Consider the following 23,020-nt stretch of genomic DNA (forward strand, 5'->3'; position numbering starts at 1 on the left):
ATGGATGCCACGCGGCCCCCGCTCATCACCGACGACGACCTCGACGACCTCGAGCGCGAGGCCATCGGCCGCGTCCGCGGGCGGGTGCTCGAGATCGGTGCCGGCGAGGGCGAGAACTTCGGCGCGTTCGACCACGACATCGAGTGGATCGGGCTCGAACCCGACTTCGACCGCCGGGTCGAGCTCGCCCAGCGCGCCCGCGCCTGGCAGCACGAGCGGGATCCGCTCGACGCCGTCGCGGAGCGCATCCCGCTGCCCGACGCGTCGGTCGACGCCGTCGTGGGCACCTACGTGCTGTGCTCGGTGACCGACCAGGCCGCCGCGCTCGCCGAGGTGCGACGCGTGCTGGCGCCCGGCGGTTCGATCGTGTTCGTCGACCACGTCGCCGCGCCGCAGGGCACCCTCAAGCGCGGCATCCAGCGCGCGGTCACGCCGCTCAGTCGTCGCTGGTGCCACGGCTGCCACTGGGATCGCGACACGGGCGCCGCGCTGGTCGGGGCTGGATTCATCGCGGACGACGCGCGGCTCGTGCGCGTGCCGTCGTTCCCGTTCGGACCGACCCGCGTCCTGGTGTTCAGCGGGCACCTGCCCGGATCATGACCCGCATCATCGTCCTGACGGGCGCGGGCATCTCCGCGGAGAGCGGCGTGCCCACGTTCCGCGGTGCCGGCGGGCTGTGGGAGGGGCACCGCGTCGAGGATGTCGCCACCCCCGAGGCGTTCGCGGCCGACCCGGAGACCGTGCAGCGCTTCTACGACGCGCGGCGCCGCGCCGTGGCATCCGTCGCCCCCAATCCCGCGCACCACGCGCTCGCCGCGCTCGAACGCGCGATCGGCGACGACCTGCTCGTCGTCACGCAGAACATCGACGACCTGCACGAGCGGGCAGGATCGTCGCGCGTGCTGCACATGCACGGCGAGCTCGGACGGGCGCGATGCGCCGCGTGCGGCGAGCGGCCGCCCGTGCAGGACGACCTGCTGCCGGGCCCGCCGTGCCCGGCGTGCGGTGAGCGGATGCTGCGCCCCGACGTCGTCTGGTTCGGGGAGCTGCCGTACGGGCTCGACGAGATCGACGCCGCACTGGCGGCGTGCGACGTGTTCGTGGCGATCGGCACGTCGGGCGCCGTGTACCCCGCCGCCGGCTTCGTGCTCACCGCCTCAGCGCTCGGGGCGTCGACGTTGGAGCTGAACCTCGCTGAGAGCGAGATCACGCCGTTCTTCGCCGAGTCCCGCCTCGGGCCGGCGAGCGTGCTCGTCCCGGAGTGGGTGCGCGAGCTGCTCGCGGCGCCGTCGCGGACGACGTAGCGCGCGGCGGGGATCCTCATCGGGCACCGGGGCGGGCCTCGCGCGGCGCTCCCGGCGTGTCGAGCGCCGAACGGGCCAGCAGCGTCGCGCCGGCGACCGCGGCGGGCATGGTGATCACGGCCCCGAAGGGCACCAGGAAGCACAGCTGCGTCGCCACGCCGAAGCCGAGGAACCGCCAGCGGTGGCGGCGCAGGAGGGCGCGCCGCGCGTCGCGGGAGAGCCCGCGGGCGTCGAGGGCGCGCGAGGAGAGCTCCCGCGCGAGCAGGCGCCCGGTCAGGACCGCTCCGAGGATCGCGGCGGCGACCGTGCCCACCACCGGGACGACTCCGACGACCGCGACGAGCGCCGCCGAGACGAGGCCCTGCAGCACGAGGGCGCCCGCACCGCGCACTCCCGCCCAGAATCCGGAACCCTCGCCGGGAGGGACCCCGTCGGCGTCGGTCTCGACCGCCACCCAGATCCGCTCGTAGAAGGGGTCGCCGACCACGAGCGTCAGCGCCGTGAACGTGACGAAGGCGAGCACCGCGGCGCCCGCGAACACGACGACCGCGACGACCACCCGGAACGCGGAGCGCCAGAGCTCGGGCCAGGCGCCCGCGAACGGAGTCGCGACCTCGACGAGCGCGGGCAGGCCGAAGCCGAGGGCGACCAGCCCCCACACGAACAGCGCGAACACGATCGCGGCGGGCACGAGCCCGAGCAGCATCGCGCCCGGGTCCCGCCGCCAGAACGCGAAGCCGCGTGCGAGCTTCCGGGCGCCAACGAACAGTTCGTGCAGCACGCGGGCAAGCCTAGGCGTGCGGGGCGCGCCGGTGTCGGAGCACGCCACGTGCGACGTGGTGTTGCACCGCGGCGCGACTGCTCCCAGCCGACGGCGATATCGTCGGAGGCATCCGCTCGACGAAGGACCCCACCACGCCATGACGACGACCTCCACGCAGCCCGCTCGCGCAGCCGAGTGGTGGAAGGCGCAGCGACGTCGCGTGATCTGGGGAACCGCGATCGCCGTCGTCGCGCTCGGCGTCATCGTCCTCGTCGCACGGCTCGTGCGCGGCATCCCGGCGGTCGAGGACTTCATCGTCGCGTACCCGGGCATCGTGCCTCCGCCCGAGGGCACGCCGGTCGGCATCCCCTGGTGGCTCGGCTGGCAGCACTTCCTGAACGCGTTCTTCCTCGTGCTGCTCGTCAAGACCGGGTTCGAGTTGCGCGGCAAGCGCCGCCCGCCCGGGTTCTGGACGCGCGACAACACGCGGTGGCCGCGCACGAAGCGCGCTCCGCGCCGGCTCGGCATCTGGCTCTGGTTCCATCTCTGGCTCGACGCACTGTGGCTGCTCGTCGGCCTCACCTACGTGGTGCTGCTCTTCGCGACCGGCCAGTGGCTGCGGATCGTGCCGACCGACTGGGCCGTGGTGCCGAACGCGATCTCCGCGGCGCTGCAGTACGCGTCGCTCGAGTGGCCGACCGAGGACTCGTGGATCGTGTACAACGCGCTCCAGCAGCTGGCGTACTTCGCGGTCGTGTTCATCGCCGCGCCGCTCGCGCTCGTCACGGGGCTGCGGCTCTCCTCGATCTGGCCCGTCGAGGGGCGGCTCGCCTCACCGACGGGCGAAGCTCTCGCGCGGGCCGTGCACTACCCGGTGATGCTGTTCTTCCTCGCGTTCACGTTCGTGCACGTGGTGCTCGTGCTCTCGACGGGCGCGCTCCGCAAGCTCAACCAGATGTACGCGGCGCGCGACGCCGACGACTGGATCGGGTTCGCGATCTTCGCGGCGTCGATCGTCGTGACCGTGGTCGCGTGGGTGCTCGCGAAGCCGCCGCTGCTCAAGCGCATCGCGGCCCGGTCGGGGCGGGTGCAGGGCTGACCGCCGTCGTCGTCGCCGCGGCCGCGGCCCCGGCCCCCGGACGCGGCCCCCGGTCGCAGTTCAGGACGTTTGCCCGACACGCCGGGCGAGCGGATGCCGCGACACGGCGTGTCGCCGAAATCCTCCTGAATCGCGGCGGGCGTGGTCGCGGCCGGTTTCGCTAGGCTCGAAGCATGAGCCGCACCGTCTGGACCGTCGTCGGCGTCATCGCCGCCGTGGTGATCGCGTGGATCCTCGTCGACGTCGTCTTCAGCGTGCTGTGGTTCGTCGTGAAGCTCGCCATCGTCGCGGTCGTCGCGGTCGCCGTCTTCTTCTGGCTCAGGTCGGTCGCGAAGCGCGGGGACGACCGCAGGGCGGTCGAGCGATAGCCGGGTCCGGCGAGGTCGGTGCCGCTGCGGTCGATGTGCCGTCTCCGCACGGAGGAGTCGTGCGCGCCTACGACAGCGGCGCGTCGCATCCGGGTGCCCCCGTCGTGGTCTGGCACGCCGGGTCGCCGCACACCGGCGAACCGCTCGAGCCGCTCGTGCGCGCGGCGCGGGCGCGGGGCATCCGTCTCGTCACGTTCGCACGCCCGGGCTACGGAGGCTCGACCCCACGACCAGGCCGAGACGTGGCATCCGTCGCCCACGACGTCGCCGCGCTCGCCGACGCGCTCGACCTCGACCGCTTCGCCGTCGCCGGATACTCAGGCGGGGGACCGCACGCGCTCGCGTGCGCCGCGCTCCTGCCCGATCGCGTGACGGCGGCCGCGGTGCTCGCGAGCCCGTCGCCGTACGGGGCGGACGACGGTTGGTTCGCGGGCATGCACGAGCCCGGTGCGCTCCGAGCGGCAGCCGTCTCGCGCGACGAACGCCTGCGCTTCGCCGAGACCGACGAGTTCGACCCGGCGCAGTTCACCGACCGCGATTTCGCCGTGCTCGGCGGCGAGTGGGGCGCGGTCGGCCGCGACGCCGGGCGCGCGGAGTCGGCCGGCCCCGGCGGCCTCGTCGACGACGACGTCGCGTTCACGCGCGCCTGGGGATTCGAGCTCGCCGACGTGCACGTCCCCGTGCTGCTCGTGCAGGGCGAACTCGATCGCGTGATCCCACGGGCGCACGCCGTGCGCCTCGTCGCGGGCCTGCCTGGGGCCCGGCTCTGGATGCGCCTGGACGACGGCCACGTCGCGGTGCTCGACGTGGTGCCCGAGGTGCTCGACTGGCTGGCGGAGCGCTCGGGCGGGATGCCGGCCGCCGACGCGGCCCCCGGTCGCGATTCAGGACGTCTGCCCGACACGCCGGGCGAGCGGATGCCGCGACACGGCGTGTCGCCGAAATCCTCCTGAATCGCGGCCCTCGTGGCTGCGACCGGTCACCCGCCGGCGTCGGTGGGCGGCACCGCGACCGAGGCCAGGAACACCCGGACCGACAGCTCGGCGTGGCGGCGCTGCGACGAGGCATCCGGTATCGCGTCGTCGCCGAGCAGCATGACCTCGTTGAGCGGGCGGCCCATCACGAGCCAGTTGAACACGGTCGCGGCCTCGACGGCGTCGTCGAACGCCACGAGTCCCGCGTCGCGGAGGTCCTCGAGGATGCGCCCGATGCGTGCGACGGCCCGCTCCGGGCCGGCCTCGCGGAGCGCCCTGCCGAGGTCCGGGAATCGGCTCGATTCGCCGATGACGAGGCGCCGCAGGCGGCGTCGCTCGGCGGCCTCAGCGCTTCTTCGCGCCCGCCCACTCGATGAGCCGGTCGGCGTCCCAGGTCGTGACGATGCGCTCGGGCGGGATGCCGGCCGCTTCGGCGCGGGCCGCGCCGAGCGCGAGGAAGCCGAAGTGCCCGGGCGCGTGCCCGTCGGTGTCGATCGAGAACCGGCAGCCGGCCTCGAGCGCGACCTCGATGAGGTCGTCGGGCGGGTCCTGACGTTCGGGACGCGAGTTGATCTCGACCGCGACGTCGTGCTCGGCGCACGCGGCGAACACGGCCTCGGCGTCGAACTCCGACTGCGGCCTCGTGCCGCGCGAGCCCTGCACGAGCCGGCCCGTGCAGTGCCCGAGCACGTTCATGCGCGGATCGCGGATGGCACGAAGCATCCGCTTCGTCATCTCATCGCGCGGCGAGCGCAGCTTCGAGTGCACGCTCGCGACCACCACGTCGAGCCGGTCGAGCAGGTCGGGGCGCTGGTCGAGCACGCCGTCCTCGAGGATGTCGACCTCGATGCCGGTCAGGATCCGCACGCCGAGCTCGCCGCGCTCGCGACCGCCGCGGTCGCGCCCGTCGCGGTCGGACTCGCCGAGCCCCGCGTTCAGTGCGCCCACGATCTCGAGCTGCGACTCGAGCCGCGCGGGCGAGAGGCCGTTCGCGACGCGCAGGTTCGGCGAGTGGTCGGTGAGTGCGAAGTACTCGAGCCCGGCGGATGCCGCGGCGCGCGCCATCGCGGCGATGCTCGTCGTGCCGTCCGACCAGTCGGAGTGCGCGTGCAGGTCACCGCGGAGCAACGCCCGGAGCCCGGTGGAGACCTCGACGCCCGCCTTCTCGCGGAGGTCGGCGAGGTAGCCGGGCACCTTCCCACTAAGCGCCTCGACGATGACGCCGAGGCTCGAGTCGCCGATCCCGGGCGACTTCTTCAGGCGCCCGTCGGCCGCGCGCGCACGCAGCTCGTCGTCGGTCAGCGGGCCGATCACGCCCGCCGCGCGGCGGAACGCCTTCGCCTTGAACGGCGTCGCGAGCTGCACCTCGAGCAGCGACGCGATCTCCTCCAGCGCCTGTACCGGGTCCATCGCTCCAGTCTGCCGCGCGGGCGGCGCCGTGTCGCGTGGCCCCTAGGTGTGATGCCTCACCGCGCGCCGGGTCGCGGCCGGTCAGCGGTGCTGGTCGACGAGCACGGGGTTGCCGTCGGGATCGACGACGACGAAGCTGCCCGGTCCCGTGCCGTGCTCGTCGACCTCCGACACGAACTCGACCCCGGCATCCCGGAGGGTCCGTTGCAGTTCGCGCACGTCGGTGAAGGGGTCGACCTCGGCCGCGGCCTGGTCCCATCCCGGGTTGAACGTCAGCAGGTTGCGTTCGAACATGCCCTGGAACAGGCCGATCACGTGCGAGCCGTTCCGGAGCATGAGCCAGCCCTGGTCGGGGTCGCCGCCGAACGCCTCGAATCCGAGCCGCTCGTAGAACTCCCGCGAGGCGGCGAGGTCGCTGACGGCGAGGCTGACGGAGAATGCACCGAGGTCCATCGCCCCAGTCTGCTCGCCTTCCCCGCTCCGCGGAACCCCGGTCAGCCGTCGAAGGCGACCGCCCGCACGGGTGCGCCGTCGACGCCGAGCCGCAGCGGGAAGAACCCGACGCGCACCCGGTGCGGCAGCGCCTCGAGCCCGGCGACGTTCTCCACGATCAGGTGGTCGCCCCCGAGGACCACGTCGTGCACCGGGAACGACGTCGTGCCCGCGGCATCCGTCGGGTCGGGGCTCAGGGTGTCGACGGCGAGCACGTGCACGCCGCGGGCGACGAGCTCGGCCGCCGCGGCCGGGTCGAGCGACGGATGCCGCAGCGCGCCCTCGGACCCGAACCACCGCCACCAGCCGGTGTCCACGATCGCGATCGGCGGGAGCGCGGCGGGCAGCACGCCGCCGGGCGATGCCGCGGCGAGCTCGGCGAGCCCGTAGGTCGCACCGTCGGCGAGGCCCTCGAGGTGGAACACGAGGGCCTCGCCGACGAGCTCGTCGAGCGCGACCTCGGCCATGGTCCGACCGCCGGCGACCGTGTGCGCCGGGGCGTCGACGTGCGTGCCGGTGTGCGACCCGAGCTCGAGGGCGGTGACGGCGGCGCCGTCGCGGTCGAGCTCGAGGGCCGGCGCGAGGTGCACGGTCGGATCGCCCGGGTACACCGTCATCCCGTCGGTGATCGGGTGGCTGAGGTCGCGCATGCCCGGCTCAGGCGTCCGTCGCGACGGGCTCGCGTGAGAGGTGCTCGCTCGGCACGGCCGGGTGCGCGGACCGCTCGCGCAGCGAGAGCAGCAGGTAGAGCGCGAAGGTGAGCGCGAAGCCGGGGATCGTCGCACCGATGGGCGTCGGCCAGACGTACGTCCACAGGTAGACCGCGACCGCGCCGACGACCCACGCGAGCACGGCGAGCCAGTTCACGCCGCCCCGGTACCAGTAGCGGCCGCCGCGGGCGTTCAGGATCTCGCGCGTGTACGAGCCGCGCTTGACCAGGTAGTAGTCGACGATCATGATCGCGAACACCGGGGCGAACAGCGCGCCGATCGTCACGAGGAACGTCGTGAACTGCTCGAGCAGGCCGAAGAAGGTCGCGCCGATGATCGAGACGAGGCCGAGTACCAGGGCGGCCGGGAGGAACTTCACCTTCGCGCCGGGGACCGCGTTGACGACCGAGGTGACCATGCCGTAGACGACCATCGTGTTGGTCGCCATGACCGAGGTGAAGATCACGACCGCGAGCGGCCAGCCGAAGGGCTCGACGATCGTCACCGGGTCGAACGGGATCGCCTCGCCGCCCGAGAGCACCACGTACGAGATCGCGGTCGCACCGAGCGACATGGCGATGATCGTCGAGAGGCTGTAGCCGACGCCCGAGCCGATGATGCCCGCGCGGCTGGTCTTCGCGAAGCGGTTGAAGTCGGCCGAGAGCACCGTCCACGAGATCGCGGTCGCGATGACGACGTCGAGCACGAGGATCGGGGTGTAGCCGATCGACTCGTCGACGGGGATCGCGGTGAACTCGGCGGGCGCGAACGTCGTGAACGCGGTGATGAAGATGAACGCCATGATCGCGAGCATGATCCCGGCGAGCCAGGGCTCGATGCGTGCGATGCCCTCGTGGCCGAAGATCGCGAGGACCACGACGATCGTCTGGCAGACGACCGCCCAGATCACGGGGTTCGAGAAGCCCGTGACGGATGCCACGAGGAAGTCGAGCGCGATGCCCGCGAGCATCGCCTGCACCCAGCTCCACCCCATGAGGATCACGACGTTCGCCGAGACCGGCAGGAGGCTCCCGCGCGTGCCGAACGGCCCGCGCGTGAGGGCCATGGTCGGTAGGCCCGTGCGGGTGCCGATGTTCCCGATCGTGACGAGCACGACCGCGCCGACGAGCGTGCCGACGATGATGAGCAGGATGGCGAGTCCGTAGTCGATGCCGGGCACGAAGAGCGTGCCCGTGAGCAGGGTGGTCACGACGAGGTTCGCCGCGAGCCAGATCATGCCGATGCGCAGCAGCGAGAGGCTGCCGCGGACCGGGCCGGCGTCGTCGGAGTTGCGTTCGAGGCGCTGCTCGAGGCGGGTGTAGAGCGACATTGCTGTTCTCCTCGGGTGGTGGGTCAGGCGGAGGTGCCGTCGGGGGCGGGGGAGAGGTGCTCGTGCACGGCGATGAGGCCGCGCACGGGATCGGTGCGGAACGCGATCGTCTCGCGCTCGCGGTAGGACTCGAGGCCGTCGGGCGTCTCGACGGTCGTCGCGACGGAGTGCGAGAAGATCGCGCCGCCGGGGAAGGCCTGGACGGCGCGGTCGGTCGACTCGCACGAGACGACGCGCCATCCGCCGGCGACCCACTCGTCCCAGAGGCGCTCGTAGGCTGCGCGGTCGTCGAGGCGGGCGGGTTCGGGGTGGAACACGAAGGTCGCATCGGGTGCGAACGTCGCGAAGTATCGGTCGCGGTCGGTGGCCGCGAAGGCGTCGACGATGGCGGATGCCGCGGCCTCGACCTCCTCGGTGGTGGGGGTGTGGATCTCGGTCATCCTGGGGCTCCTTCGCCGTGCGGGGACGTGGTGGGTGGTGCGGGTGGCCGCGGTGCGGTGCCGGCAGGGCCGGTCAGTCGCGCGGGGCCATCGCGCTGATCAGTTCGTAGGCGACGTGGCTCGCGGCGACGGCCGTGAGCTGGGCGTGGTCGTAGGCGGGGGCGACCTCGACGACGTCGGCGCCGACGATGTTGCGGTCGGCGAGGGCGCGCAGCATCCGCAGCAGCTCGCGGCTGGTGAGGCCGCCGGCCTCGGGCGTCCCGGTGCCGGGCGCGTGCGCGGGGTCGAGCACGTCGATGTCGATCGAGATGTAGAGCGGCGCGTCGCCGATGCGGGCGCGCATGCGCTCGATCGCGCTCGCGACGCCGTGCTCCTCGAGGTGCTCGCTCGTGACGATCGAGAAGCCGAGGCGTTCGTCGTCCTCGAGGTCGCCCTTGGCGTAGAGCGGGCCGCGGATGCCGACGTGCATGCTCGCGGTGAGGTCGATGAGGCCCTCCTCGCTCGCGCGGCGGAACGGCGTGCCGTGCGTCGTGGGCGCTCCGAAGTAGGTGTCCCACGTGTCGAGGTGCGCGTCGAAGTGGAGCACCGCGACGGGGCCGTGCTGGGCGTGCACCGCCCGCAGCAGGGGGAGGGCGATCGTGTGGTCGCCGCCGATCGCGACGAGCTTCGTCGCGCGCGACCGGAGCTCGCGGGCGCCGGCCTCGACCTGGCGGACGGCCTCGGCGATGTCGAACGGGTTCACGGCGAGGTCGCCGGCGTCGGCGACCTGCTGCGCGCCGAACGGGAACACGTCCTGGGCGGGGTTGTAGGGGCGCAGGAGTCGCGACGCCTCGCGCACGTGGGCGGGGCCGAAGCGGGCGCCCGGGCGGTAGCTGACGCCCGAGTCGAACGGGATGCCGACGACCGCGACATCCGCTCGCCCGACCTCGTCGAGTCGGGGCAGCCGCGCGAACGTGGCGATGCCGGCGAAGCGGGGGACGACGCTCGCGTCGACCGGGCCGATCGGGGCGGATTCGGGCTGGTGTTGCATGAGAGACAACTTCCGGTAGTCTTGAGGAAACTTGCGGGACACGCTACGCCGACCGACCCGCCCGCGTCAAGGGCGACGGATGCCGCGTGCTCGCGCCACGAGACGAGAGGAGCCGACGTGCGCCCCCTCCACCCCTCCGCCGACGCCGGCGGCACGCCCATCGGCGCGAAGCTCCGCAGCACGCGCATCGCGCAGGGCCTGACCCTCGCGCAGGTCGCCGAGGCGAGCGGGCTCAGCAAGGGCTTCCTCAGCCGGCTCGAGCGCGACGAGACCTCGCCGAGCGTCGCGACCCTCGTGCAGCTCTGCCAGGTGCTCTCGCTCCCGGTCGGCGCGCTCTTCGCCGAACCCGAGATCCAGCACATCCGTCGGGGCGACGCCCCCCGCATCAACCTCGGCGGCGTGCACGTCGAGGAGCACCTCATGTCGCCGCGCGGCGAGGAGCGCGTGCAGCTGCTCCGATCCTCGCTCGAGCCGGGCGCCCACGGCGGCGCCGACCTCTACACCGTCAACTGCGACGTCGAGGTCATGCACGTGATCTCGGGAGCGGTCACGGTCCGCTTCGCCGACCGCACCGTGCGGCTCGAGAGCGGCGACGCGCTCACCCTGCCCGGGCGCGAGCCGCACACCTGGACCGCCGACGACGACGCGCCCGCCGAGGTCGTCTGGGTCCTCGTCCCCGCCCCGTGGAGCGGCTCCGCCTGAGGTCAGGCGGGCGCTTCGGCATCCGTTCCGAGGCGGACGCACCGGGTCAAGCCCTGTTCGGCCGCGCGCACCGCGCCTAGGGTCGAGCCATGGTCCTCCGACGTCGTCCCGCACGCGATCCCGACCCCGACCCGACGGCCGCGCCCGATCGCGCGCGCCGTGGAGCGGGCGGGCCGATCTGGAACGACCGCCTCGGCAGGTGGTCGATCCGCAGCCTCCAGGTCATCATCGTCGGCCTGCTCGCGGCGCTCGCGATCTGGGCCCTGACCCAGGTCACGCTCATCGTGATCCCCGTGCTCATCGCCCTGATCCTCGCTGCGGCCGCGAGCCCGCTGATCATCTGGCTTCGGAAGCGGATGCCGCCCATGCTCGCGGCATGGGTGACCCTGCTCGGCGGAACCGCCGTGCTCGGCGGCATCATCACCGGGGTCGTGTTCGCGGTGCGCTCCCAGTGGGAGGAACTCTCGACCAAGGCGGTCCAGGGATTCGAGGACCTGATCGACTGGATCCAGGGCCTGCCCATCCCGATCGACGAGGAGCAGCTGCTCGAGTGGCGCGACGCGATCCTCGGCTTCGTCACGAGCGCCGAGTTCGGGCGCAGCGCGCTGTCCGGCGTCTCCCAGGCCACCGAGTTCGTCACCGGGACCCTCCTGATGTTCGTCGTGCTCTTCTTCTTCCTCAAGGACGGCGACCGCATCTGGGCATTCTTCATGACGCCGTTCCGCGGCGAATCGCTCGAGCGCGGCATCCGCATCGGCACGACGGGCGTCAAGGTGCTCGGCGACTACCTGCGCGGCACCGCGATCATCGCGTTCGTCGACGCGGTCGCGATCGGGATCGGGCTGGCGATCCTCCAGGTTCCGCTGGCGCTGCCGCTCGCGGTCATCGTGTTCCTGACCGCGTTCATCCCGTTCGTGGGTGCGACCGTCGCCGGGATCCTGGCGGCGCTGGTCGCCCTCGTCGCGAACGGGCCGGTGGTGGCGCTCATCGTCGTCGCGATCGTCGTGGTCGTCAACCAGCTCGAGGGCGACCTGCTGCAACCGGTCGTGATGGCGCAGTCCCTCAAGCTGCATCCGCTGGTCGTGCTCATCGCCCTGACCTCGGGGACGATCGTCGGCGGCATCGTCGGCGCGGTGCTCGCGGTGCCGATCACGGCGGTCGGCTGGGCGATCATCAAGGTCTGGGACGCGCCCGACCCGTCGCTCGACGAACGCAAGCACCTGCACCTCCGGCGTCGAAGAGCGGATGCCGCGGCCGACGCGGACGCCGCGGACGCCGATGCCGCGACCGGCGCCGGCAACGCCGGCAGCGCCGGTGCCGCCTCCCGCGCCTGAGGGGCTCAGGCGGGGCCGGACAGCCGGGCCTCGAGCCGGTCGATCGCGGCGACCTGTCCCTTGACGAGCAGGTCGCGTGCCGACGCCGCCGCGACCCACTGGGCGTCGTCGACCTCCGGATACGACCGGATGCGCCCGGATCGCGGCGGCCACTCGATCTCGAAACGGGCGGACACCAGGGCGTCGGGCTGGAATCCGGGCGCTTCGATCGCGAACACGTGCAGCACCTTGCTCGAGGTCGCCCGGACCGTGCCCAGTTCGAGCGCGACGCCCTCGGGGGCGGCGACGCCGATCTCCTCGGCGAACTCCCGGTACGCGGCCTCGCGTGCGGACTCCCCGGGCTCGATGAGCCCCTTCGGGATCGACCAGGCGCGTTCGCGCCCGCCCGTCCAGAACGGGCCGCCCATGTGGGCGATGAAGACCTCGAGTCCGGGCGTGCGACGGAACAGCAGCACGCCCGCGCTGGTCAGCGGCATCCGCCGAGGTGGACGATGCTCACTCGCGGGGCGAACGGGCGAACTCCCAGAGGCAGGCGGCCAGGCCCACCCCGCCGATCGCGATGATCGCGAAGATCGCCCCCCACAGCACCGATTCGATCGACATGCGCACCTCCGTTGGTCGTACGCCCATTCTGGCGCGCGCGGTCCGTGCCGCGCCAGCATGATTCCGCGGTGGTGCGATCGGGGCCGCGTGGGTAGCGTTGGGGTGTCCGACGAGCGGGGAGGCTGGTCATGGCGAGAGTGCTGGTCATCGGGGGGCACGGTCGGGTCGCGTTGCTGCTCGCGCAGATCCTGGTCGAGCGCGGCGACGAGGTCGACGCGGTGATCCGGAATCCGGAGCACGCCGACGAGGTCGCCGCGACCGGCGCCGAACCGGTCGTCGCCGACGTCGAGGGGCTCGACGTCGACGGCTTGGCCGACCTCATCGCCGGGCACGACGCGGTCGTGTGGTCGGCCGGTGCGGGCGGCGGCGACCCGGCGCGCACGAGGTCCGTCGACCACGATGCGGCGGTCAGGTCGATGGATGCCGCGGAGCAGGCGGGAGTGCGCCGCTACGTGATGGTGTCGTACTTCGGGTCGCGCGTCGACCACCGCGTGCCGGCCGACAGCGCCTTCAAGCACTACGCCGACGCGAAGGCCGACGCCGACGAGCACCTGCGCGCGTCCGGCCTGGACTACACGATCCTCGGCCCGTCCACGCTCGCCGACGGCCCGGGCACCGGCCGGATCGACGCGGCGGCCGAGCAGAGTTCCGACGTCGACCGGGCGGATGTCGCCGCGACCGTCGCGGCCGCGCTCGCCGAGCCCGCGACGGTGGGCCGCACCATCCGCTTCAACCGCGGCGACACGCCGATCGCCGACGCGCTGCGCTGACCAGGTCGGGTGCGCGTCGCGTCGCGCCGCGCCGTCGCGCCGCGCCGTCGCGCCGCGCCGCCGCGCCGCGTCGCGATTCAGGACGAATCGGGCGACACGCCGCGCCGCGGCATCCGCTCGCCGGCGATTCCGGTCGGAACTCCTGAACGGCGGACGCGTCGGGCACGACGCACGTCCGCAGGTGCTGGCCGCGCGCGCCCCGGCGGAGTAGCATCGCCGCACTGCCGGACCGACACCGCCTCAGGAGGTCGCCATGAGCATGACCCTCGACGAACTGCCCGCCGTCGCCGAATGCTCGGTGTCGGGCTGTTCCTACAACGACCACTCGCACTGCCACGCGGCCGCGGTCACGATCGCCGGAAGCGTCGGCGACGCCGAGTGCGCGACGTTCATCCCGCTCGGCACGAAGGGCGGCCTCGACAAGGTCGTCACGCACGTCGGCGCGTGCCAGCGCTCCGAGTGCGTGCACAACGACGCACTCGAGTGCACGGCGTCCGCCGTGCGCATCGGCCCGGGCGCCGACGACGCGGACTGCCTCACGTACGAGCCGGCCTGAGCCCTCGCCGAATCCCGACGGCGCGCGCGATCGATCGCGCCGTTCTGCTGAGAGCGGATGCCGTTGCCGCCCGATCGACCGCGTGCGTACGCTCGCAGCATGGGCGAGATGATCGGGTTCCCGGATGCCGCCGCGCGACGCCGCACCAGGCCGCTGTGGCGGCACGTGCTCGGCGAGGTGCTGCGCGACGAGCGGCAGGACCAGGAACGCATCCTCACCGAGGTCGCCCGCACCGCGGGAGTCTCGCCGCAGTACCTCTCCGAGGTCGAACGGGGGCGCAAGGAGGCGTCCTCCGAGGTGCTCGGCGCGGTCGGTGACGCGCTCGGGCTGGACCTCGCGGAGCTCGCCACGCGGGTCGCGTCGCGTCTCGCGCCGCGCGAGCCGATCCGGTCCGAGACGCGACGCGGGCCCGTCGCGGTCCCGACCCGGATGGACGCGCCATCCGCTCGGCCCGCCGACGCCTACCTGCTGGCGGCCTGACCGCCGCGCACGCGCGCGCCCACCGCCTGGCCGTCGATCGCCCGGCCGCCGACCGCCTGCGCGCCGATCGACGGCGCCGAGAGCACGTGGTCGGCGATGCCGTACTCGACCGCGGCCTCGGCGGGCAGGATGAGGTCGCGATCGGTGTCGGTCCGCAGTCGCTCGGGCGAACGTCCGGTGTCTGCGGCGAGTGCCGCCTCGAGTTCGGCGCGCACCCGCAGCACCTCGTCGGCGTGCAGGATCAGGTCGGGGACGGTTCCGCGCCCCTGCGTCGACGGCTGGTGGAGCGTCACGGTGCTGTGCGGCAGCATCGAACGCCGCCCGTGCGCGCCGCCCGCGAGGAGCACCGCCGCAGGCCCGCCGGCCCGGCCGACGCAGGTCGTCGCGACATCCGGCCTGATGTGCCGCATCGTGTCGTACACCGCGAGGGCCGCGCTCGGCGACCCGCCCGGCGAGTTCACGTACAGGCTGATCGGCGACTCGCTCGACTCCGACGCGAGATGGAGGAACTGCGCGATGAGCACGTTCGCGACGCCGTCGTCGATCTCGGTGCCGAGGTAGACGATGCGTTCGGAGAGCAGCCGGCTGTACACGTCGAGCGAACGCTCGACGCCGCCGCGCTTCTCCACGACGTAGGGGATCGTGTACGAGGTCATGCCGACACCCCCAGCCCGGCGACCGCGCGCGGTTCGAGAGGGAACAGCTCGTCGAGCCGCTCGGTCACGTGATCGATGAAGCCGTAGTCGACGGCCGCCTCCGCGGTGTACCAGCGGTCGCGCAGCGAGTCCTCGCGCACGCGCTCGACCGGCTGCCCGGTGTAGCGCGCGATCAGGCCGAGCACGGTGTCGCGCGTGTGCCGCAGGTCGTCGGCCTGCAGCTCGACGTCGACCGCGGTTCCGCCGATGCCCGCGGAACCCTGGTGCAGGAGGATCCGCGAATGCGGGAGCGCCGCGCGCTTCCCCTTCGTACCCGCGGTGAGCAGGAACTGCCCGGCGCTCGCGGCCATCCCGACCGCGATGGTCGCGACGTCGTTCGGGATGGCGCGCATCACGTCGTGGATCGCGAGCATCGCGGGCACCGAGCCGCCCGGCGAGTTGATCCAGAAGCGGATGTCGCGGCGCGCGTCGTCGGCGGCGAGCGCGACCAGTTGCGCGCAGATGCGGTTTCCGCCGGCCTGATCGAGTTCGTCCCCGAGCACGATGACGCGCTCGTGGAAGAGCCGACGCGTGAGCTCGGCGTCGATCGGCTGGAGTGGTGGGCTCTCGTGGTCGCTCATGGCTCCAGCGTGCATCGCACTCCGGCCGCCGCGGGGCCGGTGCTGCTCGGAGCAGTACCGCTCTCGGCGGCGCTGCTCTCGGCAGTGCGGCGGTCGCGCGCTAGATTGGCGACGGGAGGTCTCCTCACGATGGATCCCACCGAACGGGCAGCGTCCGACGAGGTCGACGCGCTCCAGCCCTATGTGCCGCGCCTCGTGCGGTACTGGGATGCCGAGACCCCCGGTCGCCTGCACCGACCCGTCGAGGGCACGATGGCGCTCATCGACATCTCGGGCTTCACCCGGATGTCCGAACGACTGGCGCGCTACGGCAACGTCGGCGCCGAAGAGGTCACGGAGGTCATCGACGGCACGTTCGCGCGGCTGCTGCCCGCGGCGTACGCGTTCGGGGCGAACCTGCTGAAGTTCGGCGGCGACGCCCAGCTGCTGTGGTTCACGGGAACGGACCATCACACGCGCGCGGCTGCCGCAGCCCACGCCATGCGGGCCGAGCTCCGCAGGCTCGACGGGTTCGCGACGAGCGCGGGGACCGTGTCGCTGCGGATGTCGGTCGGCGTGCACAGCGGCACCTTCGACTTCTTCCTCGTGGGCGGATCGCATCGCGAGTTCATCGTCGCCGGTCCCGGGGCCACGAGCACGGTGCAGATGGAGTCGGCGGCGTCCGCCGGGCAGATCATGCTCAGCCCCGCGACGGCGGACCTGCTGCCGAGGTCGTCCGTCGGGGCGGCCCGGGGCCCGGGTCGGTTGCTCGCCCGGTCCGCGGAGGTCGAGCAGTCCGGCTTCCACACCGCGGAGACGCCGGAGGTCGATCTCAGGCAGTTCGTGCCGGTGGGGCTGCGGGAGACCCTGCGCGGCGGCACGGTCGATCCCGAGCATCGACCCGCAGCGATCGCGTTCCTCCAGTACGTCGGGTTCGACCGCCTCGTCGGCGACGACCCCGATCGCGCCGCAGCGGTCCTCGGTGAGCTGGTGGGCTCGGTGCAGCGACACGCCGACGCGTACGGGGTCGCGTTCCTCGCGACCGACATCGCGCAGGACGGCGGCAAGATCATCCTCACCGCCGGAGTCCCCGACACCGCGGGCAACAACGAGGAGCAACTGCTGCTCGCCCTCCGGGACATCCGTGCCGATGCACCTCGGGACCTTCCCGTGAGGATCGGCGTCAACTCGGGTCACGTCTTCGCCGGCGCGGTCGGTCCCGACTACCGCCGGACCTACACGGTGATGGGCGATGCCGTGAACCTCGCGGCCCGGGTCATGGCCGAAGCCCCGCCGGGCGAGGTCTACGCCACGCAGGACGTGCTTGACGGCTCGCGCACGATCTTCCGCGTCACGGCGCCCGAACCGTTCTTCGTCAAGGGCAAGCAGAAGCCGGTGCACGCGTTCTCGGTGGGCGAGCCCGAGGGCAGCCGAGGTTCGGATCGTGCCTCCACCATGCCCCTCGTCGGCCGCGACGAGGAGCTGGCGACCCTCACCCGCGCGTGGGAACGCGCCCGGGCGGGTCACGGCGGGATGGTGACGGTCACCGCCGGCGTCGGCATGGGCAAGGCGCGGCTGCTGCAGGAACTGCTCGCCACGGCGGCTCCCGAGCGGGCGGTCGCGGCGGAGTGCCGGCTCTACCAGACGGCCACGCCGTACTTCCCGTTCCGTGCGCTCCTGCGCACCGCCTGGGGGTTCGAGGACCCCGATCCCGCCGCGACCGAATCCGCGCTCGCCGAGCTGGTGCGCGTGCACGCACCGGACCTCGAGCCCTGGCTCCCCCTGATCGGCCCGACGCTCGGGCTGACGATGGCCGAGTCGCCCGAGGTCGCCGAACTCGACGACCGGTTCCGCCCGGTGCGCACCCGCTCGGCGGTGCTCTCGCTGCTGCGGAAGACGTGCGACGGCCCCACCCTGTTCCTCATCGAGGAGGCGCAATGGATGGACGAGGCGTCCCGCGACCTCCTGGCGTCGCTCGTCGCGGAGATCGAGTCCTCGCCCTGGCTGATCGTGGTCAGCCGTCAGCCAGGTGACGAGGGCTTCCTCCCGGTCGAGAGCCCGGCGGTCACCCGGGTCGAGCTCGGGCCGCTCGCCCTCGCCGACGCCACGGAGTTCATCGAGCGCGCCACTGCGGACGCGCCCCTCGTGACGAGCCAGGTCGACGCGATCGCCTCGCGCGCGGAGGGGAGCCCCCTGTTCCTCCTCGAACTGGTGCGCGCCCTGCGGCGGGGCGCCGCGGTCGACGTCCTCCCGCAGTCCATCGAGGGCATGATCGCGGCCCGTGTCGATCGGCTCCCGCCGGCGGACCGGAACCTGCTCCGGCGCCTGGCCGTACTGGGCGTCGGGTTCCGGGAGGAGCACATCCCGGCCGTGGTCGATCGCGCGGACGACCCCGCCGCGAGGCACGCGATGCTGACCCGGCTCGGCGACTTCCTCATCGTCGACGGCAACGGGTGGGTCAACTTCCAGCACAGCCTGATCCGCGATGTCGCCTACGGCGGCATGCCGTTCAAGACCAGGCGCGATCTGCACGCCCGGGTCGGCGACGCGATCCTCGCGGCCGCATCCAAGCGCACGGCCGGGCGGGTCGCGCTGCTGTCGGTCCACTACTCGGAGGCGCGCCGGTGGCCGGAGGCGTGGAGGTTCTCCCGGGAGGCGGGCGAACGCGCGAAGGAGATCTACGCCAACCTCGAGGCCGCCACGTTCTACCGCCGCGCGCTGACCGCGTCGCGCTCCATCCCGGACCTCGCACCGGCCGAGGTCGCCGACGTCGCGGAGGCCCTCGGCGACGTGCTCGAGCTGGCCGGGCTGTTCGAGCAGTCGGTCGACGCGTTCCGGCAGGCCGGGCTGCTGGTCCGCGACGATCCCATCCGCTCGGCCGACGTGCTGCTCAAGCGGGCGCGGGCGCGGGCGCGCAGGGGCTCCTACCGCACGGCGTACCGGGACCTGACGGTCGGCCGTCGACTCGTCGCGTCGATCGGAACCGCCGAGGCGCTCGGCGCGACCGCGCGGCTGGACGCCCTGAACGCCCAGATCCGGCAACTGCAGGAGCACATGCCCGCCGCGGTCCGGCTCGCCCAGCAGGCCATGGTCGAGGCCGAGGCCTCGGGCGAGCGGGCGGCACTGGCCCGGTCGTACCAGGTGCTCGACGCCGCGTACGTGATGCTCGGCCAGTCCGCGAAGGCCGTGTACGGCGAGCGCGCCCTCGCCATCTACGAGGAGCTCGGAGACCTGCCGGGCACCGCCGTCGTGACGAACAACCTGGGCGGCCAGGCCTACCTCGACGGCCGCTGGGAGGATGCGGTGGACTACTACGCGCGGGCTCGGGACGCGTTCGTGCGTGCCGGCAACGAGGCGGAGGCGGCCACCTGCGGCGCGAACATCGGCGAGGTGCTCGTCAGCCAGCTTCGCCTCCGCGAGGCCGAGGAGGTGCTGGTGCCATCGGTCCGGGTGCTCCGCGCCTACGGGCTGGTGGATGCCGCGATCTTCGCCGAGATGCAATTGGCGCGGTTGCGCCTGCTCCGGGGCGACGACGGCGCGATGGAGGGCCTGGCCCAGCTCCGTGCCGAGGCGGTCCGGACCGGCCAGGTTCAGTCTGCGATCGAGGCCGCGATCCTCATCGCCCACGGGCTCGTGCTGCGGGGGAGCGCCGAGGAGGCGCTCGACCTGCTGGCCGAGACCGAGCGGGGTTCCGGCGCCGACGCGGAGCTCTACGGCAGCACCATCGCCCGGACCAGGGCCTCGGCGCTCGCCGCGCTGGGCCGGACGGGGCAGGCCCGCGACGAGGTCGCCGCCGGGCTCGCGCTGGCGCGCGAGCAGGGCCTGGCGTTCGAGGTCGCGCAACTCCGACTCGTCGAGGCGGGACTCATGGAGGATCCGTCCGCGGCGTCGGTCATCCGGGAGGAAGCCGAGGGCGTGCTCCGAGGACTCGGCGTGGTGGCTGCCACGCCGAGCCCTCGGAGCTGACCTGTATCGGCGTAGGTCAGCGCATCTTCGGGTCGCCGATGCCGACGACGTTCCAGGTCGTGCGGATCTGCGTCGCCGACACGATCGCGGTGCTCTCGCTCACGATGCACCAGGTGTCGCCGGCCGGGATCACCGACGTGTTGATCGAGCCGGGTGCGTCCGGGTCGGTGAACGGGTTGCCGGCGCACCAGGGCATGAACTCGAAGCCGAGCGGGCCGTCGTCGTCCTGGTCGTACTCGAGCTGGCTCTGGAACGGGTTCGACGAGTTCTTCGGCGCGAACGCCACCGTCCCCGTGTATGCGGCGGGCTGCGGCGCCCCGACGTCGACGGGGACGAAGCTGACCGTCTCAGCCTCGGTGTCGGCGCTCAGGAAGTACGGCTTGAGCACGCACTCGGATCCGTCGGTGTTCTGCAGCCGGGTGAAGCTGCCGTAGACGGTGCCCTCCTCGATCGTGGCCGTGTCGTTCTCCGCGGTGCAGCCGAGCTGTCCGTCGAATCCGGCGCCCAGGGTGAAGACCGTGTCGAACGCGGGGTCGTTGCCGTAGTCGCCGCTGCCCTCGAGGGAGACCTCACCGGCCATCGGTCGAATGGCGAGCTCGTCGAACGCGGTTCCCGGTTCGAGGGTCACGTAGCAGTTGTCGTTCGGCCCGGAGTCCGGTCCGGAGTCGGACGCGTTCCGGCAGTTGACGATCGGGTCGGCAGCGGTCGCCGTCGCGATGAACGGAGCCGACGTGCTTCCGTCGACGCCCTGGCCGGGAACGATCCCACTGCCCGCACGCGCCTGGAACGAACCGACCTCGGTGCCGCCGCGCGACACGACGAACTCGACCCGGGCGCCGCCCTTCAACTCGAGGTCGAGGGAGACCTTCACGGCATCGGGCACGCCGACGAGTCGGATGCTCAGGTCCTCCGAGGCATCGACTCGTGAGCAGGGCACGCCCTTCGAGCCGCCGGACTTGATGCCGATCGAGCCGTCCTTCAGGCCGGGACCCTGATCGCTGCCGTCGAGGGCGGCCAGTGGGCCGTCGACATTGATCAGGCAGTTCTTGGGCGTGCCGATGGGCTGCGTGATGGGGTCGCCGTTGTTGCTGTACACGAACTGGGTGCCGTTCGTGCCGAGATGCAGGCGGAGCGTCTCGTCGTCGGCACCGGCGGCGCTCAGCGCGGCGGTGGTGCCCAGGCCGACGACGAGAGCGGCGGAGACCGCCGCGAGGGTGGTGATCGATCGAACCGTGTTCATCCTGGCCTCCTGAGCACAGGTGATCCGGGCACGGCCGGTTGCCGACCCGCGGGTCACGAATGGCGCCATGCTAGTGGCGCGCCGGTCGATCCACGACCCTCGAACAGGGGGGCGACCCGTTGACTCGCCCCGTGTCCGGGAGGAACGTTGAGACGACGGATCACGACCCGCGACGGCGATCGGGCCGGGCTTCGGATCGGACATCGGATCGGACATCGGATCGGGAGGAGCACGACATGGACGGCGACCCGCTGAACCCCTGGGAGGACCGGGACCGGCTCGGGCCGAGGGGAGACCTGAACCCCGACACCCCCGACCTGACCGGGACCATCAACCTGGCCGGGTTCGATCCGCCCGACGAGGCACGGGCCGAGCGCGAGGCCGAGGACGCCGAGCAGACCTCAGCGGGCGGGGTCGGCGACACCGGCCCGGAGCCCGCACCGGAGCCCGACGACCTCGAGGCCGACAACGAGGTCGAGCAGGACACGATCGAGACGGTCGACCCGGAGAACCCTCCGGCCTGAGTGGCGAGCGCGTGCGCCGACGGCGCGGGAGTCGGCCACAATGTCGACATGGACTTCTCACTCGAGTTCACGCCCGACCTGTTGGCCGTGTTCGTCACCCTGTTCGTGCTCGAGGTCGTCCTCGGCGTCGACAACGTCATCTTCATCTCGATCCTCGCGGCGAAGCTGCCCGTCGAACAGCAGGCGAAGGCCCGCAACCTCGGGCTCACGCTCGCCATGCTCATGCGCATCGGGCTCGTGTTCGCGGCCGGATGGATCATCACCCTGAAGGAGGACCTGTTCACCATCTGGGGGATGGGCTTCTCGGGCCGCGACCTCATCCTCATCGCGGGCGGCGTGTTCCTGGTCTACAAGGCCGTGAGCGAGATCCACCACAAGCTCGAGGGCGACGAGGAGCACACCACGGGTGCGGGCACGGCCACCTTCGGCGCCGTCCTCGCGCAGATCCTCGTGCTCGACATCGTCTTCTCACTCGACTCCGTCATCACCGCGGTCGGCATGACCGAGAACATGATCATCATCATCACGGTCGTCGTCGCCTCGTTCGCCATCATGCTCTTCGCCGCGCGTCACATCTTCGGATTCGTCAACCGCCACCCCACCGTGAAGATGCTCGCGCTCGCGTTCCTGCTGCTCATCGGCGTCTTCCTCATCGCCGACGGCTTCGGCTTCAAGATCGACAAGGCGCTCATCTACGGGCCCATGGCGTTCGCGATCTTCGTCGAGGTGCTGAACCTCTCCGCCGCGGCCCGCCGCCGCAAGCGCACGACCGAGCCCGAGGTCGAACCCGTGCAGCTGCACCAGCAGTTCGTCGACGACACGGGGACGGCGCTCGACCCGGTTCAGGAGCCGCGCAGGTAGTCCAACTGGGCGCGAACGGATGCCTCGGCGGCCGTTCGCACGCCCGGATCGACGTCCGCGTACACGGCGTCCGTCACTGCTTCGGGGCTCGCGTCGGCTCCGAGCCGCGCGAGCGCACCGCGCACCTGGTCGAGCCGTTGCGCGCGGTGGGCGAGATAGGCGTCGCAGATGCCCGCGAGGTCGGGGAGCACCGGCCCGTGGCCGGGCAGGGTCAGGACCGGTCGGGTCGCGTCGGGGGCATCGGCGTCGGGAGCCGCACCGGCGCCGATGGAGAGCAGCCGGTGCAGCGAGTCCAGGTACGGCCCCAGTGCGCCGTCCGGGTGCGCGATGATCGACGTGCCACGGCCGAGGACGGTGTCGCCCGTGAACACCGCGACCGCGGCATCCGCTCGATCTCGGAGCACCACGCACATCGAGTCGGAGGTGTGCCCGGGGGTGGCGAGGACCTCGAGCCGCATGCCGCCGGCGGCGACGCGCTCGCCGTCGGCGAGCGGGGCGCCGCCGCGGCACCAGACCGCGTCGATCGCCCGCACGGGCGCGCCGGTCAGGTCGGCGAACGCGTCGACGGCGTCGGTGTGGTCCGGATGCCGGTGGGTGACGAGGACCAGCTCGACCCCGCCCTCGGCCAACCGGTCGAGGTGCGCGGCATCGGCCGGCCCCGGATCGATCACCACGCTTCCGCGGGCTCCGGGCGCGCGCAGCACCCACGAGTTCGTGCCGTCGAGGGTCATCGGCCCCGGGTTCGGTGCGCGCACGAGCGCGACGCCGTCGGGGAGGGCGGGAGCTTCGGCGATCTCGGCCATTCTCCG

The 23,020-nt window shown here is 72.5% G+C and carries 26 protein-coding genes; 13 read left to right on the forward strand and 13 right to left on the reverse strand.

Going from position 1 to position 23,020, the window contains the following annotated elements; translation table 11 throughout:
• Positions 1–600, forward strand: a complete 600-nt coding sequence (locus DSM26151_RS03460; protein WP_234661037.1) for a class I SAM-dependent methyltransferase — start codon at positions 1–3, stop codon at positions 598–600.
• Positions 597–1,304, forward strand: coding sequence for an NAD-dependent deacylase (locus DSM26151_RS03465; protein ID WP_234661038.1), 708 nt, complete (start codon positions 597–599; stop codon positions 1,302–1,304). The genes DSM26151_RS03460 and DSM26151_RS03465 overlap by 4 nt, the downstream gene beginning before the upstream one ends.
• A gap of 16 nt (positions 1,305–1,320) precedes the next feature.
• Here DSM26151_RS03465 and DSM26151_RS03470 read toward each other — a convergent pair whose 3' ends face one another.
• Positions 1,321–2,085, reverse strand: a complete 765-nt coding sequence (locus DSM26151_RS03470; protein WP_234661039.1) for an EI24 domain-containing protein — start codon at positions 2,083–2,085, stop codon at positions 1,321–1,323.
• 139 nt (positions 2,086–2,224) lie between these two features.
• On the opposite strand from DSM26151_RS03470, the gene DSM26151_RS03475 reads away from it, so the two are divergent.
• The 3 genes from DSM26151_RS03475 to DSM26151_RS03485 all read left to right on the forward strand — a co-directional run bounded on the left by DSM26151_RS03475 (position 2,225) and on the right by DSM26151_RS03485 (position 4,487).
• Positions 2,225–3,166: a cytochrome b/b6 domain-containing protein gene (locus DSM26151_RS03475; RefSeq protein ID WP_234661040.1), complete on the forward strand. Its 942-nt coding sequence runs from the start codon at positions 2,225–2,227 to the stop codon at positions 3,164–3,166.
• Between the two features lie 173 nt (positions 3,167–3,339).
• Complete coding sequence (locus DSM26151_RS03480) at positions 3,340–3,534, forward strand: hypothetical protein (protein ID WP_234661041.1); 195 nt, start codon at positions 3,340–3,342, stop codon at positions 3,532–3,534.
• A 59-nt stretch (positions 3,535–3,593) separates the two neighbouring features.
• Positions 3,594–4,487: an alpha/beta fold hydrolase gene (locus DSM26151_RS03485; RefSeq protein WP_234661042.1), complete on the forward strand. Its 894-nt coding sequence runs from the start codon at positions 3,594–3,596 to the stop codon at positions 4,485–4,487.
• Positions 4,488–4,513: 26 nt separating this feature from the next.
• Here DSM26151_RS03485 and DSM26151_RS03490 read toward each other — a convergent pair whose 3' ends face one another.
• The 7 genes from DSM26151_RS03490 to speB all read right to left on the reverse strand — a co-directional run bounded on the left by DSM26151_RS03490 (position 4,514) and on the right by speB (position 9,920).
• On the reverse strand, positions 4,514–4,834 hold the full coding sequence (locus DSM26151_RS03490) for a TetR/AcrR family transcriptional regulator C-terminal domain-containing protein (RefSeq protein ID WP_286329662.1): 321 nt from the start codon (positions 4,832–4,834) through the stop codon (positions 4,514–4,516).
• Between the two features lie 19 nt (positions 4,835–4,853).
• Positions 4,854–5,918 (reverse strand): PHP domain-containing protein, encoded by a 1,065-nt coding sequence (locus DSM26151_RS03495; RefSeq protein WP_234661043.1) that lies wholly within the window; start codon positions 5,916–5,918, stop codon positions 4,854–4,856.
• 81 nt (positions 5,919–5,999) lie between these two features.
• The gene (locus DSM26151_RS03500; RefSeq protein ID WP_234661044.1) at positions 6,000–6,371 is read right to left on the reverse strand and encodes a VOC family protein; all 372 of its coding nucleotides are present in this window, start codon (positions 6,369–6,371) and stop codon (positions 6,000–6,002) included.
• A 41-nt stretch (positions 6,372–6,412) separates the two neighbouring features.
• Positions 6,413–7,060, reverse strand: coding sequence for a cyclase family protein (locus tag DSM26151_RS03505; protein ID WP_234661045.1), 648 nt, complete (start codon positions 7,058–7,060; stop codon positions 6,413–6,415).
• A gap of 7 nt (positions 7,061–7,067) precedes the next feature.
• Positions 7,068–8,450, reverse strand: a complete 1,383-nt coding sequence (locus tag DSM26151_RS03510; protein ID WP_234661046.1) for a purine-cytosine permease family protein — start codon at positions 8,448–8,450, stop codon at positions 7,068–7,070.
• Between the two features lie 23 nt (positions 8,451–8,473).
• Positions 8,474–8,890, reverse strand: coding sequence for a YybH family protein (locus tag DSM26151_RS03515; RefSeq protein WP_234661047.1), 417 nt, complete (start codon positions 8,888–8,890; stop codon positions 8,474–8,476).
• A gap of 73 nt (positions 8,891–8,963) precedes the next feature.
• On the reverse strand, positions 8,964–9,920 hold the full coding sequence (gene speB / locus DSM26151_RS03520) for an agmatinase (RefSeq protein WP_234661048.1): 957 nt from the start codon (positions 9,918–9,920) through the stop codon (positions 8,964–8,966).
• 117 nt (positions 9,921–10,037) lie between these two features.
• On the opposite strand from speB, the gene DSM26151_RS03525 reads away from it, so the two are divergent.
• Positions 10,038–10,622 (forward strand): helix-turn-helix domain-containing protein, encoded by a 585-nt coding sequence (locus DSM26151_RS03525; RefSeq protein WP_234661049.1) that lies wholly within the window; start codon positions 10,038–10,040, stop codon positions 10,620–10,622.
• Between the two features lie 89 nt (positions 10,623–10,711).
• Positions 10,712–11,956: an AI-2E family transporter gene (locus DSM26151_RS03530; protein WP_234661050.1), complete on the forward strand. Its 1,245-nt coding sequence runs from the start codon at positions 10,712–10,714 to the stop codon at positions 11,954–11,956.
• Between the two features lie 5 nt (positions 11,957–11,961).
• On the opposite strand, the gene DSM26151_RS03535 is transcribed toward DSM26151_RS03530, so the two are convergent.
• Positions 11,962–12,432, reverse strand: a complete 471-nt coding sequence (locus DSM26151_RS03535) for an NUDIX domain-containing protein (RefSeq protein WP_234661051.1) — start codon at positions 12,430–12,432, stop codon at positions 11,962–11,964.
• A 255-nt stretch (positions 12,433–12,687) separates the two neighbouring features.
• On the opposite strand from DSM26151_RS03535, the gene DSM26151_RS03540 reads away from it, so the two are divergent.
• The 3 genes from DSM26151_RS03540 to DSM26151_RS03550 all read left to right on the forward strand — a co-directional run bounded on the left by DSM26151_RS03540 (position 12,688) and on the right by DSM26151_RS03550 (position 14,365).
• Positions 12,688–13,329, forward strand: coding sequence for an SDR family oxidoreductase (locus tag DSM26151_RS03540; protein WP_234661052.1), 642 nt, complete (start codon positions 12,688–12,690; stop codon positions 13,327–13,329).
• 253 nt (positions 13,330–13,582) lie between these two features.
• On the forward strand, positions 13,583–13,885 hold the full coding sequence (locus tag DSM26151_RS03545; protein ID WP_234661053.1) for a DUF1540 domain-containing protein: 303 nt from the start codon (positions 13,583–13,585) through the stop codon (positions 13,883–13,885).
• A gap of 99 nt (positions 13,886–13,984) precedes the next feature.
• The gene (locus DSM26151_RS03550) at positions 13,985–14,365 is read left to right on the forward strand and encodes a helix-turn-helix domain-containing protein (protein WP_234661054.1); all 381 of its coding nucleotides are present in this window, start codon (positions 13,985–13,987) and stop codon (positions 14,363–14,365) included.
• On the opposite strand, the gene DSM26151_RS03555 is transcribed toward DSM26151_RS03550, so the two are convergent.
• Together DSM26151_RS03555 and DSM26151_RS03560 are read right to left on the reverse strand one after the other, a co-directional pair.
• Positions 14,347–15,021, reverse strand: coding sequence for a ClpP family protease (locus DSM26151_RS03555; RefSeq protein ID WP_234661055.1), 675 nt, complete (start codon positions 15,019–15,021; stop codon positions 14,347–14,349). The two genes, DSM26151_RS03550 and DSM26151_RS03555, sit on opposite strands and share 19 nt — an antisense overlap.
• Positions 15,018–15,641 (reverse strand): ClpP family protease, encoded by a 624-nt coding sequence (locus tag DSM26151_RS03560; protein ID WP_234661056.1) that lies wholly within the window; start codon positions 15,639–15,641, stop codon positions 15,018–15,020. The genes DSM26151_RS03555 and DSM26151_RS03560 overlap by 4 nt, the downstream gene beginning before the upstream one ends.
• A 129-nt stretch (positions 15,642–15,770) precedes the next feature.
• Here DSM26151_RS03560 and DSM26151_RS03565 point away from each other — a divergent pair, with 129 nt between their 5' ends.
• On the forward strand, positions 15,771–19,586 hold the full coding sequence (locus DSM26151_RS03565) for an adenylate/guanylate cyclase domain-containing protein (protein WP_234661057.1): 3,816 nt from the start codon (positions 15,771–15,773) through the stop codon (positions 19,584–19,586).
• Between the two features lie 16 nt (positions 19,587–19,602).
• Here the strand turns inward: DSM26151_RS03565 and DSM26151_RS03570 are convergent, their stop codons facing one another.
• Positions 19,603–20,826, reverse strand: coding sequence for a hypothetical protein (locus tag DSM26151_RS03570; protein ID WP_234661058.1), 1,224 nt, complete (start codon positions 20,824–20,826; stop codon positions 19,603–19,605).
• A 236-nt stretch (positions 20,827–21,062) separates the two neighbouring features.
• Here DSM26151_RS03570 and DSM26151_RS03575 point away from each other — a divergent pair, with 236 nt between their 5' ends.
• Together DSM26151_RS03575 and DSM26151_RS03580 are read left to right on the forward strand one after the other, a co-directional pair.
• On the forward strand, positions 21,063–21,350 hold the full coding sequence (locus DSM26151_RS03575) for a hypothetical protein (RefSeq protein WP_234661059.1): 288 nt from the start codon (positions 21,063–21,065) through the stop codon (positions 21,348–21,350).
• 48 nt (positions 21,351–21,398) lie between these two features.
• Positions 21,399–22,211, forward strand: coding sequence for a TerC family protein (locus DSM26151_RS03580; RefSeq protein WP_234661060.1), 813 nt, complete (start codon positions 21,399–21,401; stop codon positions 22,209–22,211).
• Here the strand turns inward: DSM26151_RS03580 and DSM26151_RS03585 are convergent.
• Positions 22,193–23,014: an MBL fold metallo-hydrolase gene (locus DSM26151_RS03585; protein ID WP_234661061.1), complete on the reverse strand. Its 822-nt coding sequence runs from the start codon at positions 23,012–23,014 to the stop codon at positions 22,193–22,195. The genes DSM26151_RS03580 and DSM26151_RS03585 overlap by 19 nt on opposite strands.
• Between the last annotated feature and the right edge of the window lie 6 nt (positions 23,015–23,020).

Source organism: Agromyces marinus (genome assembly GCF_021442325.1).
Lineage (GTDB): Bacteria > Actinomycetota > Actinomycetes > Actinomycetales > Microbacteriaceae > Agromyces > Agromyces marinus.

Coding starts and splice junctions, on each gene's coding strand:
- DSM26151_RS03460 (WP_234661037.1), top strand. CDS start 1: ATGGATGCCACGCGGCCCCCGCTCATCACCGACGACGACCTCGACGAC.
- DSM26151_RS03465 (WP_234661038.1), top strand. CDS start 597: ATGACCCGCATCATCGTCCTGACGGGCGCGGGCATCTCCGCGGAGAGC.
- DSM26151_RS03475 (WP_234661040.1), top strand. CDS start 2,225: ATGACGACGACCTCCACGCAGCCCGCTCGCGCAGCCGAGTGGTGGAAG.
- DSM26151_RS03480 (WP_234661041.1), top strand. CDS start 3,340: ATGAGCCGCACCGTCTGGACCGTCGTCGGCGTCATCGCCGCCGTGGTG.
- DSM26151_RS03495 (WP_234661043.1), bottom strand. CDS start 5,918: ATGGACCCGGTACAGGCGCTGGAGGAGATCGCGTCGCTGCTCGAGGTG.
- DSM26151_RS03500 (WP_234661044.1), bottom strand. CDS start 6,371: ATGGACCTCGGTGCATTCTCCGTCAGCCTCGCCGTCAGCGACCTCGCC.
- DSM26151_RS03505 (WP_234661045.1), bottom strand. CDS start 7,060: ATGCGCGACCTCAGCCACCCGATCACCGACGGGATGACGGTGTACCCG.
- DSM26151_RS03510 (WP_234661046.1), bottom strand. CDS start 8,450: ATGTCGCTCTACACCCGCCTCGAGCAGCGCCTCGAACGCAACTCCGAC.
- DSM26151_RS03515 (WP_234661047.1), bottom strand. CDS start 8,890: ATGACCGAGATCCACACCCCCACCACCGAGGAGGTCGAGGCCGCGGCA.
- speB (WP_234661048.1), bottom strand. CDS start 9,920: ATGCAACACCAGCCCGAATCCGCCCCGATCGGCCCGGTCGACGCGAGC.
- DSM26151_RS03530 (WP_234661050.1), top strand. CDS start 10,712: ATGGTCCTCCGACGTCGTCCCGCACGCGATCCCGACCCCGACCCGACG.
- DSM26151_RS03535 (WP_234661051.1), bottom strand. CDS start 12,432: ATGCCGCTGACCAGCGCGGGCGTGCTGCTGTTCCGTCGCACGCCCGGA.
- DSM26151_RS03540 (WP_234661052.1), top strand. CDS start 12,688: ATGGCGAGAGTGCTGGTCATCGGGGGGCACGGTCGGGTCGCGTTGCTG.
- DSM26151_RS03545 (WP_234661053.1), top strand. CDS start 13,583: ATGAGCATGACCCTCGACGAACTGCCCGCCGTCGCCGAATGCTCGGTG.
- DSM26151_RS03550 (WP_234661054.1), top strand. CDS start 13,985: ATGGGCGAGATGATCGGGTTCCCGGATGCCGCCGCGCGACGCCGCACC.
- DSM26151_RS03555 (WP_234661055.1), bottom strand. CDS start 15,021: ATGACCTCGTACACGATCCCCTACGTCGTGGAGAAGCGCGGCGGCGTC.
- DSM26151_RS03560 (WP_234661056.1), bottom strand. CDS start 15,641: ATGAGCGACCACGAGAGCCCACCACTCCAGCCGATCGACGCCGAGCTC.
- DSM26151_RS03565 (WP_234661057.1), top strand. CDS start 15,771: ATGGATCCCACCGAACGGGCAGCGTCCGACGAGGTCGACGCGCTCCAG.
- DSM26151_RS03570 (WP_234661058.1), bottom strand. CDS start 20,826: ATGAACACGGTTCGATCGATCACCACCCTCGCGGCGGTCTCCGCCGCT.
- DSM26151_RS03575 (WP_234661059.1), top strand. CDS start 21,063: ATGGACGGCGACCCGCTGAACCCCTGGGAGGACCGGGACCGGCTCGGG.
- DSM26151_RS03580 (WP_234661060.1), top strand. CDS start 21,399: ATGGACTTCTCACTCGAGTTCACGCCCGACCTGTTGGCCGTGTTCGTC.
- DSM26151_RS03585 (WP_234661061.1), bottom strand. CDS start 23,014: ATGGCCGAGATCGCCGAAGCTCCCGCCCTCCCCGACGGCGTCGCGCTC.